Origin of the sequence: Streptomyces sp. ICC4, from assembly GCF_003287915.1 — a bacterium.
Taxonomy (GTDB): Bacteria; Actinomycetota; Actinomycetes; order Streptomycetales; family Streptomycetaceae; genus Streptomyces; species Streptomyces tritrimontium.
Genome location: NZ_CP030286.1, coordinates 6,400,247 through 6,412,553, shown reverse-complemented (window position 1 = coordinate 6,412,553; position 12,307 = coordinate 6,400,247). Strand labels below are relative to the sequence as shown.

General features: G+C 74.9%; 7 protein-coding genes and 1 pseudogene. 3 read left to right on the top strand and 5 right to left on the bottom strand.

All coding sequences use genetic code 11. The features are described from left to right. Window positions 1-21 precede the first annotated feature (21 nt). The gene (locus DRB89_RS29955; RefSeq protein WP_112463486.1) at window positions 22-810 is read left to right on the top strand and encodes a helix-turn-helix domain-containing protein; all 789 of its coding nucleotides are present in this window, start codon (window positions 22-24) and stop codon (window positions 808-810) included. Next, complete coding sequence (locus DRB89_RS29950) at window positions 807-3,653, top strand: SpoIIE family protein phosphatase (protein ID WP_112451338.1); 2,847 nt, start codon at window positions 807-809, stop codon at window positions 3,651-3,653. The genes DRB89_RS29955 and DRB89_RS29950 overlap by 4 nt, the downstream gene beginning before the upstream one ends. Before the next feature lie 35 nt (window positions 3,654-3,688). Here the strand turns inward: DRB89_RS29950 and DRB89_RS29945 are convergent, their stop codons facing one another. The 4 genes and pseudogenes from DRB89_RS29945 to DRB89_RS29930 all read right to left on the bottom strand — a co-directional run. Next, window positions 3,689-4,270, bottom strand: a complete 582-nt coding sequence (locus tag DRB89_RS29945; RefSeq protein ID WP_112451337.1) for a GNAT family protein — start codon at window positions 4,268-4,270, stop codon at window positions 3,689-3,691. Between the two features lie 47 nt (window positions 4,271-4,317). Then, entirely contained in the window at window positions 4,318-6,378 is a 2,061-nt protein-coding gene (locus DRB89_RS29940; protein ID WP_112451336.1) for a SpoIIE family protein phosphatase, read from the bottom strand. 130 nt (window positions 6,379-6,508) lie between these two features. After that, window positions 6,509-8,656, bottom strand: coding sequence for a DNA helicase RecQ (gene recQ / locus DRB89_RS29935; protein ID WP_112451335.1), 2,148 nt, complete (start codon window positions 8,654-8,656; stop codon window positions 6,509-6,511). Window positions 8,657-8,745: 89 nt separating this feature from the next. Continuing rightward, window positions 8,746-10,098 (bottom strand): annotated as a pseudogene (locus tag DRB89_RS29930) (MFS transporter); the annotation flags it as partial. Here DRB89_RS29930 and DRB89_RS29925 point away from each other — a divergent pair. After that, window positions 10,086-10,799, top strand: a complete 714-nt coding sequence (locus tag DRB89_RS29925) for a 4'-phosphopantetheinyl transferase superfamily protein (protein WP_239516390.1) — start codon at window positions 10,086-10,088, stop codon at window positions 10,797-10,799. The pseudogene DRB89_RS29930 and the gene DRB89_RS29925 overlap by 13 nt on opposite strands. Before the next feature lie 43 nt (window positions 10,800-10,842). Here the strand turns inward: DRB89_RS29925 and DRB89_RS29920 are convergent, their stop codons facing one another. Beyond that, entirely contained in the window at window positions 10,843-12,264 is a 1,422-nt protein-coding gene (locus tag DRB89_RS29920) for an NAD(P)/FAD-dependent oxidoreductase (RefSeq protein ID WP_112451333.1), read from the bottom strand. Window positions 12,265-12,307 lie beyond the last annotated feature (43 nt).

The following is a 12,307-nucleotide window of genomic DNA, read 5'->3' as shown; positions in this document are numbered from 1 at the left end:
GCTTCGGACGACCCGTCGGTCGTGTATCGGAGCCGGGCCCTGGCCCGCCCCGGCGATCCGACGCCCGAGCCGGTCCTCGCGGCCCTGCGGGACGCGCACGCCCGGGGCATACCGGTGGCCGCCCTGTGCGCCGGCGCGTTCATCCTCGCCGAGGCCGGGCTGCTGGCGGGCCGCCGGGCGGTGACCCACTGGGCGCTGGCCCCGACGCTGGCCGGCCGGCATCCCTCCGTACGCGTCGAGGAGACCCCGCTCTACGTCGAGGACGACGGGGTGTGGACCTCCGCCGGGGTCGCCTCGGGCATCGACCTCTGCCTCCACCTGGTCCGCGAGGCCCACGGATCCGAGGCCGCCGCGGCCATCGCCCGCTCGATGGTGACGGGCCCCTTCCGCACCGGGGACCACGCCCAGTACCTGGACCGCCCGACCCCGGCCGCCGACCGGACCGCCGAGACGCTGGCCGCCGTACGGGAGCGGGCGCTGGGGCGGCTGCACGAGGCGCTGGACGTGTCCACCCTGGCCCGGTGGGCCGGGATGTCGCCGCGCTCCTTCGCCCGGCACTTCGCCGCAGCGACCGGCACCACCCCGCACAAATGGCTGCTGCGCCACCGTCTGGACGAAGCCCGCAAACTCCTGGAGCGCACCGACCATCCGGTCCCCGAGGTGGCCCGGCGCGCCGGATTCGCCAGCGAGGTCACCTTCCGCCAGCACTTCGCCGCGTACGTCGGCACGAGCCCCCGCGCCTACCGTGCGGCGGCTACCGCGGCGGAGCCTCCCCCAAACCCGTCGGACAGTGTTAGAAATGGCTCATGACCGGACGTTTTGGCCTGCCCAGGGGCTCTGAAGGGGCGCCCGACGACGGGTCCCCCGCCGGACCCGCTGAGGGGCGCGCGCGCCGGTTCACGCGCCGACTGGCACGCCCCTTCTCCCGGTCGTTCGCGAAACTCTCCCTCGGCGCGCGCAGCGTGGCCGGCCAGGTCTTCGCCCTCCAGGCCGTCATCGTCCTGGTGCTCATCACCGCCGCCACCACGGCGCTCTTCTTCCAGGCCCGCTACGACGGCCGGCGCGACGCCCGCAACCGCTCCCTCGCGGCCGCCGAGGCCTTCGCCCACGCCCCCGGCCTGCCGGCCTCCCTGAGGTCGGCCGATCCCACCGCCGAGCTCCAGCCCCTGGCCGAGGGCGCCCGCCGGGCCTCGGGCGTCGACTTCATCGCCGTCATGACCACGGACGGGGTCCGTTACACCGACTCCCGGCCCGAGCTGGTCGGGCAGCGCGCCACCGGCGACCTCTCCCGGGCGGTGGCCGGAGAGTCCTTCACCGAGACCTTCAAGGGCAAGCCGAGCGACGTGGTCCGCGCCGTGGTCCCCGTACGGGACTCCGCGGGCAGGGTCGTCGGCCTGGTCGCCACCGGCATCGAGGTCACCAACGTCGGCGACGTGGTGGAGGACCAGCTGCCCCTGCTCCTCGGCGCGGCGGCCGGCGCCCTGCTGCTGGGCACCGGCGGCGCCGCCCTGGTCAGCCGCCGGCTGCGGCGCCAGACGCGGGGGCTGGGCGAGGCCGAGATGACCCGGATGAACGAACACCACGAGGCGGTTCTGCACGCCGTCCGCGAGGGCGTCCTGATCATCGACACCGAGGGCCGGCTCATCCTCGCCAACGACGAGGCCCGGCGCCTGCTCGACCTGCCGCCCGACGCCGAGCAGCGGCACGTCCGCGACCTCGGCCTCGATCCGCGCACGGCGGCCCTGCTGGCCTCGGGGCGGATCGCCACCGACGAGGTGCACCGGGCGGGCGACCGGCTGCTCGCCGTCAACGTGCGGCCGACCACGCCGTACGGCGGCCGCCCCTCGGGCAGCGTCATGACCCTGCGCGACTCCACCGAGCTCGCCGCGCTCTCCGGCCGGGCCGCGGTGGCCCGCGACCGCCTCCAGCTGCTCTACGACGCCGGCGTGCGCATCGGGACCACCCTCGACGTGGTGCGCACCGCCGAGGAGCTGTCCGAGGTCGCCGTCCCGCGCTTCGCCGACTTCGTCACCGTCGAGCTGCTGGAGCCGGTGCCGCGCGGCGAGGAGCCGAGCGCGGGCGCGCACACCGAGATGCTCCGGGCCGCGATCTGCGGGGTGCGCGCCGACTCGCCGCTGCAGCCCGTCGGCGACGTCATCCGCTTCGTGGTGCCGACGGCGCCGATGTCGGCGGCCCTGGACGCCGGGCGGGCGGTCCTGGCGGCGGACCTGAACGCCGCCTTCGGCTGGCGGGCCCAGGACCAGGACGGCACCCGGGTCGCCCTGGACTACGGCCTCCACTCGCTGATCTCCGTACCGCTCCAGGCCCGTGGCGTGGTCCTGGGGATGGCCAACTTCTGGCGGGCGGACACCCCCGAGGCCTTCGACGAGGAGGACCTCTCCTTCGCGGAGGAGCTGGCCGCGCGGGCCGCCGTGTCCATCGACAACGCCCGCCGCTTCACGCGCGAGCACGCGGTGGCCGTGACCCTCCAGCGCAGCCTGCTGCCCCGGGTGTTGCCGGACCTGAGCGCCGTGGACGTGGCGTTCCGCTACCTGCCCGCGAAGGCGGGGGTGGGCGGGGACTGGTTCGACGTGATCCCGCTGGCCGGGGCCCGGGTGGCGCTGGTCGTCGGCGACGTGGTCGGGCACGGGGTGCACGCCGCCGCCACGATGGGCCGGCTGCGGACCGCCGTGCACAACTTCTCCACCCTCGACCTGCCGCCCGACGAGCTGCTGGGACACCTGGACGAGCTGATCGACCGGATCGACCAGGACGAGTCCGCCGCGGCGGGCGACGGCGACGGGGGCGACCCGTCGGGCTCCGGCGTCACCGGCGCCACCTGCCTCTACGCGGTCTACGACCCGGTGTCCGGCCACTGCTCCATGGCCAGCGCCGGCCACCCGGGCCCGGCGCTGGTCGGCCCCGACGGCCGGGTCGCGTACCCCGAGCTGCCGATCGGGCTGCCGCTGGGCGTCGGCGGGATGCCCTTCGAGGCCGTCGGGGTGGACCTGTCCGAGGGCAGCCGGCTCGTGCTGTTCACCGACGGCCTGCTGGAGGACCGCGACCGGGACTTCGACACCGGGCTCGGCATGCTGACCGAGACCCTGTCGCGGCCCGGCCGCAGCCCCGACCAGGCCTGTGCCGACGTACTGGCCGCACTGCTGTTCCCGGTGCCCAGCGACGACATCGCCCTGCTCATCGCCGACACCCGGCGGCTGCCGGCCGACCGGATCGCCGAGTGGGAGGTGCTCCCCGATCCCTCGGACGTCTCGCGGGTCCGCCGCGCGGGGGCCGCGCAGCTGGCCGAGTGGGGCCTGGAGGACATCTCCTTCACCGCGGAGCTGATCCTCAGCGAGCTGATCACCAACGCCATCCGCTACGGGACCGCGCCCGTCCGGGTCCGGCTGCTCCGCGACCGGACCCTGATCTGCGAGGTCGCCGACGGCAGCAGCACCTCCCCGCACCTGCGGTACGCGGCCACGACGGACGAGGGCGGCCGCGGCCTGTTCCTCGTCGCCCAGTACGCGGAGCGCTGGGGCACCCGCTACACCGAGCGCGGCAAGGTCATCTGGGCCGAACTCCCCCTGACGGCCACCGCGGAACCACTCCCCCCGCCCCTGGACCTGGACGCCCTGGAAGACCTGGCCTGGTAGCGGCGGAAGCGCCCCCTGCGCGCTGAACGGCCGGCTCAGAGGCGGGCCGACAGGCGGGTCTTTGCCTCGGGCCATTCTTCGGCCAGCAGGGAGAAGTACACGCTGTCGCGCCAGGTGCCGTCCGGCCTGCGGCGGTGGCGGCGCAGGACACCTTCGCGGCGGGCGCCGAGGCGGGCGATGGCGGCCTGCGAGCGGGTGTTGAGGTGGTCGGTCTTCAACTGCACCCGGCCCATGCCGAGGTCTTCGAAGGCGTGGGTGAGCAGGAGCAGCTTCGTCTCGGTGTTGACCGCGCTGCGCCAGTGCGCGCGGCCGTACCAGGTCCAGCCGATCTCGAGCCGCTCGTTCGCCGGGCTGATGTCGAGGTAGGTGGTCCAGCCGATGGCCCGGCCGGTTTCGAGGTGGATGACGGCGAAGGGCAGGTAGTCGCCCTGAAGGACGTCGTCGAGCCGTTCGCCGAGTTCCTCCTGGGTCTGCGGCGCGGGGCCGCCCTGCCAGCGCCAGACCTCTTCGTCGCGGCCGCCGGCCACGTACAGGTCGGGGAGATGGCTCCTGGTCAGGGGCTCGAGACGGACGTGGCGGCCGGTCAGGACGACCGGGCGGGGCAGCTTCGCGGACATGGGAGAACGATAGCCACCCATTGCGCTAGGCACAAAGATTTATTGCACTATGTCAAATCGAGGGTCCGGGCGAGCAGGACCGCCACGTCGTCCTGCGGGGCCTCCGGCAGCAGCCGGGCCAGGATGTCCTCGCACAGGGCCTCCAGCGGCTCGCCGGCGCCCCTGAGCGCGTCCGCCAGCCCGGCCATCCCCTCGTCCAGGTCCCGGTCGCGGGCCTCGATCAGGCCGTCCGTGTACAGCACCAGCAGGCTCCCCGGGGGCAGCAGCACCTCCTCGGTGCGGAACTCCCGGCCACCCGTGCCCAGCGGGGTCCCCGGCGGGCCCTCCAGGAAGGCCACGGTCCCGGACGCCGTGACGACGGCCGGCGGCGGGTGTCCGGCCCGGGCGATGACGCACGCGCCCGTCGCCGGGTCGTGGACGGCGTAGACGCAGGTGGCCATCTCGTCCTCGCCGAGGTCGGCCACCACCGCGTCGAGCGAGCGCAGCATCTCCTCCGGGGTCACCTGGTGCCGCGCCAGCGTCCGTACCGCCGTGCGCAGCTGGCCCATGACCGCGGCCGCGTGGATGCCGTGGCCCATCACGTCTCCGATCACCAGGCCGGTCCGGCCGTCCGGCAGCTCGATCACGTCGAACCAGTCGCCGCCGACGTCGTGGTCGCTGGCCGGCAGGTAGCGGCCGGTCAGCTCCAGGCCCTTGACCTGCGGCAGCGCGTTGTTGGTGAGGCTGCGCTGCAGGGTCAGGGCCGCCGCGCGCTGGGTGGTGTACATCCGGGCGTTGTCGATGTTGAGGGCCGCCCGGGCGACCACCTCGTCGATCAGCACGCAGTCCTCGTGGTCGAAGGGCTCGCGCCCCCGCACCCGGGTCACCACGACCACCCCGAGGACCCGGCCGCGGGCCACCAGGGGGACCATCCGGGCGCAGCCGAGGGTGGCCAGGTACGCGCGCAGCGCGGCCGCCCGCGGGTCCTTGATCAGGGCCGGGATGTCGGCCGTGTAGAGGTTCATGGGCTGGCCGTCGGTGATGACCTGCTCATAGGCGGTGTGCGCCGGGATCTGGAAGGTCTGCCCGGCGATCAGTTTGGCGGTGGGCGCGGCCGGGTCGGGGAAGAGGGCCGCTAGGCGGCGCAGCACGCCCCGGGTGGAGGCGGCGGCCTCGTCCGGGTCCAGTACGGCTTCCAGGAGCTGTACGTCGGCCGAGTCCGTGAGCTGCGGAACCAGCACCTCCGCGAGCTCCCGGGCGGTCTGCCCGAGGTCGAGCGTGGTGCCGATGCGGGTGCCTGCCTCGGAGAGCAGGGCGAACCGGCTGCGCGCCCGCTCCGCCTCCGCCTGGGCGCGCTGCCCGTCGGTGATGTCGATGAGGGAGGCGATCAGCCCGAGCCGGCGGCCGGATCCGTCGAGCAGCGGGGCGTACGAGCAGGACCAGGTCCGGTCGTGGTCGGGGTCGGCGGGGGTGCGACCGGTGCGGCGGACGTCGACGACGGCGGAGCCGCACTCCAGCACCTTGCGCATGAGCCGCTCCAGCGCGGCCGCGTTGACCCCGGGCACGACCTCGGTGAGCCGTTTGCCGACGTGCTCGGCGGCGGGCACCCCGTTCATCCGGGCGAGGGCGTCGTTCACGCGCAGGAAGCGCAGGTCGGGACCGAGCGTGCCGAGGCCGATGGGCGACTGGGTGAACAGGCTCTGCAGCGCGGCGAGCGAATCGCGCATCCGCAGGACCTCGGAGGTCTCCACCGCGATGAGCATGGCCCCGGTGCGCCCCTGCGGGTCGGGGGCGGGCAGGATCCACATCTCCATCGGGACGCGGTGGCCGTCGCGGTGGCGCACGGGCAGGGTGCCGACGACGGTCTCCCCGGCCTGGACCCGGCGGGTCAGCTGCGCGGCGAGCTCGTGGTTGGCGTCGGGGACGAGCACGGAGCTGCCGAACCGGCCGAGGATGTCCTCGGGGCGGTGGCCGAGCAGGTCCTGGGCGGCGAGCGACCACTCGACGATCCGCCCGTCGGCGTCCTCCCGCCACAGGGCGATCGGCAGCAGCTCGCTCAGGACGCCGGCGTACCCGACCGCAGCCGCCGGCTGGTCCGGTACCCCGCTCGTCTCTTGGTACGTGTCCAATGCGCCGACCTCACCCCGGGGGGCCCGATTCCTACCGATTCACCCTATCCGAGGCATCGTGCACCGGCGCTGCGTCGGGTCCGGTCGGGGTACGGGCCGTCCCCGGCGCACCGCGGCCGCGCCGGGCGGGCTACTCCCAGTCGTCCCAGGGCGGGTCCATCTCCTCGTCCCCCGGACCGAAGAGCGACTCCTCCCCCTGCGGAGCCCGGCTCACGCCCGCCGCGACCGGGACCGGCCGGTCGGCGGCCTGCGCGGGCACGGCGACGGGCACGGCGCTCGCGGGGGCGGGCGCGGTGGTCACGGGCGCGGGGCTCGCAGCGGCGGAGCTCGCAGGGGCGGGCCTCGCAGCAGTGGGCCTCGCAGCGGCGGCGGGCACGGCGCTCGGGGGCGCCTCGCCCGTCCCGGCCGCGGGCGCGGCGTCCGTCTCGCCCAGGGTCAGCAGGATGCCCTCGGCGTACTTGGCCAGCTTCGCCTCGCCGACACCACTGATCGTGCCCAGCTCGTCGACCGTGGCGGGCACCCGCGTCGCGATCTCCCGCAGCGTCGCGTCGTGGAAGACGACGTACGCCGGCACCCCCTGCTCCCGCGCGGTCTCGGCGCGCCACGCCCGCAGGGCCTCGAAGACCGGCACGGCGGCCGCCGGCAGGTCGACCGGGACCCGCGCGCCCTTCCCGGAGCGCGATCCGCCGGACTCCTTGCGGGACGAGCCCGCGGCCGGCACCGCCTCCTTGCGCATCGGGACGCTCCGCCGGCCCCCGAGGACCTCGCCGCTGGCCTCCGTCAGCACCAGCGTCCCGTAGTCGCCTTCCACCGCCAGCAGCCCGAGCGCCAGCAGCTGCCGAACCACCCCGCGCCATTCCGCGGTGCTCAGGTCCGACCCGATGCCGAACACCGAGAGCCCGTCGTGGTCGAACTGGATGACCTTGGCCGTCTTCTTGCCCTGGAGGATGTCGACGATCTGCCCGGCGCCGAACTTCTGCCGCCGCTCCTTGGCCAGCCGCCACACCGTGGACAGCAGCTTCTGCGAGGCGACCGTCCCGTCCCAGGACTCGGCCGGCGTCAGGCAGGTGTCGCAGTTGCCGCAGTCGGGCGCGCCCGTCTGCCCGAAGTACGCCAGCAGCCGCACCCGGCGGCAGCCGACCGTCTCGCACAGCGCGAGCATCGCCTCGAGGTGCCCGGCCAGGGAGCGGCGGTGCGCCTCGTCGCCCTCCGAGCCCTCGATCATCTTGCGCTGCTGCACCACGTCCTGGAGGCCGTACGCCAGCCACGCCGTGGCCGGCTCCCCGTCGCGCCCGGCCCTGCCGGTCTCCTGGTAGTAGCCCTCGACCGACTTCGGCAGGTCCAGGTGCGCCACGAAGCGCACGTCCGGCTTGTCGATGCCCATGCCGAACGCGATCGTGGCCACCACCACGACCCCGTCCTCCCGCAGGAAGCGCGCCTGGTTCGCCGCACGCGTGCGGGAGTCCATTCCGGCGTGGTACGCCACGGCGTCGATGCCCTGCTCCACCAGCGCGGCGGCCGTCTTCTCCACGGAAGCCCGCGAGAGGCAGTACACGACGCCGGCGTCGCCGGGGTGCTCGGCCCGGATCAGCTCCAGCAGCTGCTTGACCGGGTTGTTCTTCGCGACGATCCGGTACTGGATGTTCGGCCGGTCGAAGCCGGCCACGAAATGGCGGGCCTCCCCCAGGGCCAGGCGCGCCGCGATCTCCGCGTGCGTCGCCTCGGTGGCGGTCGCGGTCAGCGCGATGCGCGGCACCTTCGGCCAGCGCTCGTGCAGCATCGACAGGGCGAGGTAGTCGGGCCGGAAGTCGTGGCCCCACTGGGCGACGCAGTGCGCCTCGTCGATGGCGAAGAGCGAGACCGTGCCCCGGTCCAGCAGGCGCTGCGTACCCTCGGTGCGCAGCCGCTCGGGAGCCAGGTAGAGCAGGTCGAGCTCGCCCGCGATGAAGGCCTGCTCCACCGCGCGCCGCTCGTCGGCGCCTTGGGTCGAGTTGAGGAATCCGGCCCGGACCCCGAGCGCGTTGAGCGCGTCCACCTGGTCCTGCATCAGAGCGATCAGCGGTGAGATCACCACGCCGGTACCTGCTCTGACCAGCGCCGGGATCTGGTAGCAGAGCGATTTTCCGCCGCCGGTGGGCATCAGCACCAGGGCGTCGCCGCCGTCGACGACGTGCTCGATGATCTGCTGCTGCTCGCCGCGGAAGGAGTCGTACCCGAAGACGCGGTGGAGCACCTGGAGGGCGTCGGGGCTTTCGGCGGCTGCTTGCGAGGAGGTCATCCCAGAAGCCTAGCGACCCGCAAGGACACTCCCTCCCGGATCCGGGATCCGGGAGGCGGGATGCGGGATGCGGGATCCCGGATCCGGGGTCAGGCCGCGCGCCGGCTCCGCACCCCGGACACGGCCAGCAGGGCGAGGGCCGCCAGGGCGCTCACCGCGGGCGCGGTGAGCGCGACGTCCAGCGGCAGCACGGTCAGTCCCAGACCGCTCGCGGCGAACCCGCAGGCTCCCGTGGTGTAGAGCCAGCCGAATCCCTCGGAGCGCCGGTGTACGGGGATGGTCTTCTCGACCGCGTACGAACGGATCGCGTTCAGCGGGGCGGTGCACAGCCCGGCGGCGATCACGACGGCGGTCAGGGCGGGCCAGCCGTCCGCCCGTCCCGCGCCGACGGCCGCGAGCGCCACCACCCCGAGAAGGGCGCCCGCCCGCGCCGACGGTCCCCCGGGCAGCCGGTCCGCGAGCACGGCGTAGCCGATTCCGGCGAGGGCGCTGCTGCCCGCGAGCACCGCGATGATCGTGCCGGCCCCGAAGGAGCCGGAGCCCAGGGTCTGGGCCAGCGGAAGGGCGGCCGTTTCGATGGCGCCGAGCGTGTGGCCGAACGCGATGCCGACCGCGACCCAGGCGATGAATCCGAGGTTCCACAGCGGTTCGCGGCGCTTCGCGGGCGTGCCGTCCTCGGCGTGGGCGCCTTCGGGAGCGCCTTCGTGGGCGCCTTCCGGGGCGCCTTCGGGGGCGCGCTTGAGCGCCGGTCGGGCCGCCCCGCGCGCGAAGGCCAGTACGAGGGCGAGTACGGCGGCGCCCGCGGCCATCGCCGCCACGCCGCCCGGCCAGCCGAGGACCAGGAGCGCGGCCCCCGCGATCAGCGGGGCTCCGACGACGAGCAGCTCCATCACGGTGGCGTTGACCGCGAGGGCCCGCTCCACCAGTCGCTGCGGCACGGCCGCGTCGAGGAGCGCGCGGGTGAGCCCGGCCAGGCCGCCGAGGCCGGTGCCCGCGACCGCGCACAGGACGCACAGCACCGGCAACGGGGCGCCGAGGGCCGCGGCCACGGCCACGGACGCCAGCCCGAGGGCCGCCAGCACGGCGGAGGCCACCGGCAGCGCGCGGCCCGGCGTGCGGTCCGCGACCTTGCCGATGAGCGCCGAGGATCCGACATCGGCCAGGATCAGCGAGGCGACCATGACGCCGCCGTCCTTGGCGGCGCCCGTGCTCACGGCGGTGAGCCCCGCGAACGCGATGGCCGCCATCAGGGCGGGCGCGTTGACGAGCTGGACGATGAGGGTCCAGGTCCAGTAGGGCCTGTGGGTCAGCAGCTCCCGCACGGGGCGGGCGGCGGGCTGCTCCAGGGCCGGCGGTTCAACGATCATGGCCAGATAATGGAATGCGTTTTCCGAAATGGGGAAGCCCCGAAGACGTTTAGGCTCACCGGGTGGGTACATACGACGTGAACCGCCTCGGCAGCGACGCTCCTCGGATCCGGACGCCGTCCGCGGGTTCGGACGTGGCGGTGTGGGCTCTGGACACCACCCGCGACCTCGTCGGCGGGTACCCGGTCACCGGGGCGCCCGCGATGCTGGACGCCGGCGAGCGGGCGCGGGCCGGGAAGTTCCTGCGAACGGAGGACCGGCGCCGCTACGTGGCCTCGCACGTGGGGCTGCGGGTGCTGCTCGGCGGCCACCTCGGGCTGGACCCGGCGGAGGTGGTGCTGGTCCGCGAGACGTGCCCGTGCTGCGGCGGCCCGCACGGGCGGCCCGCCGTGGCCGGGGGCGCCCCGCACTTCTCCCTCTCGCACAGCGGCGACCTGGCCTACCTCGCCTTCGCCGGGGTGCCGGTCGGGGTCGACGTGGAGGAGGTGCCGAGCGCGGCCGCCGCGGCCGACGTACTGGCCACCCTGCACCCGGCGGAGACCGCGGAACTGACCGCGCTCCCGGAGGCGGACCGGCGCGCGGCGCTGGGCCGGGTGTGGACCCGCAAGGAGGCCTGCCTCAAGGCCACCGGGGCGGGCCTGGCACTGGGGCTGGCGGAGCCCTACGTCGGCTCCGCGGACACCCCGGCCGCGGTCCCCGGCTGGACCCTGGCCGACCTGCCCGCCCCGCCCGGATACACGGCGGCCCTCGCCGTCCGCGCCCCGGACTCCGCGTAGGACTCGACGGGCGTGGTGCGCGGGACGGGTGTGCCGCGCGGGATCAGGAGCTCTTCCTCCGCAGGTGGCGCCAGACGGCCTTGGCCGCGTTGTGGCCCGACATGCCGTGCACACCGGGGCCGGGCGGGGTGGCCGAGGAGCAGAGGAACACGGCCGGGTGCGCCGTCGTGTACGGGGACAGGGTGAGCCGGGGCCGCAGGAGGAGCTGGAGCCCGGACGCCGCGCCGCAGGCGATGTCGCCGCCGACGTAGTTGGGGTTGCGGGCGGCGAGCTGCGGCGGGCCGGCCGTGGCGCGGGCGAGGACGAGGTCACGGAAGCCCGGGGCGAAGCGCTCCAGCTGCCGCTCGACGGCGTCGGTCAGGTCGCCGTCCCAGCCCGCGGGGACGTGTCCGTACGCCCAGAACACGTGCTTGCCCTCGGGCGCCCGGCCGGGGTCGACCAGGCTGGGCTGGGCGGTGATGAGGAAGGGAGTGCGCGGGGCCCGCCCGCCGGAGGCCAGCTGCAGGGCGGCGTCGATGTCGCGGGTGCGCGGGCCGATCTGGACCGTCCCGGCCCGGCGCGGCTCCTCGGCCGTCCAGGGGACGGGCCCGTCCAGGGCGTAGTCGATCTTGAACACGGAGGCGCCGTAGCGGTAGCCGTCGTACACGCGGCCCAGGCGCGCGATGCGGGCCAGCGCGGTCGGCGAGGTGTCGAAGACGTACGCCCGGGCCGGCGGGAGGTCGTCGAGCCTCTTGACCTCGAACCCGGTGTGGATCGTGCCGCCGAGGTCGCGCAGGTACCCGGCGAGGGCGTCCGAGAGCGACTGCGAGCCGCCGCGCGGCATCGGCCAGCCGTTCGCGTGCGCGGCGAGCGCGAAGACCAGCCCGACGGCGCCGGTCCCGATCCCGCCGAGCGGGGAGATGACGTGCGCGACGAGCCCGGCGAACAGCGCGCGGGCCCGCTCGTCCTCGAAGCGGCGCAGCAGCCAGGTGGACGGCGGCAGGCCGACGAGCCCGAAGCGGGCCAGGGTGAGCGGGTCCCGGGGCAGCGCGGTGCTCGGCAGCGACATGAAGTCCCGGGCCAGGGAGTCCCACTTGCCCAGGAAGGGATCCACCAGCCGCCGGTAGGTGCCCGCGTCGCGCGGCCCGAAGGAGGCCGCCGTCTGCGCCACCGAGCGGGAGAGCACGGCCGCCGTGCCGTCGTCGAAGGGGTGCGCCATGGGCAGCGGGGCGTGCAGCCACTCCAGCCCGTACCGCTTCAGCGGCATGGTGGCGAAGACCGGCGAGCCGGCACCCAGCGGGTGCACCGCCGAGCAGGGGTCGTGCCGGAAGCCGGGGAGGGTCAGCTCCTCGGTCCGCGCCCCGCCGCCGACGGTGTCGGCGGCTTCGAAGACGGCCACCGAGAAGCCGCGCCGGGCCAGTTCGACGGCGGCCGTCAGCCCATTGGGCCCGGCCCCCACCACGACCGCATCGAGAATCGACGGCACTTGCGACTCCTTCGTCCGGCGGCGCCACCGCCCCCAGGGTATT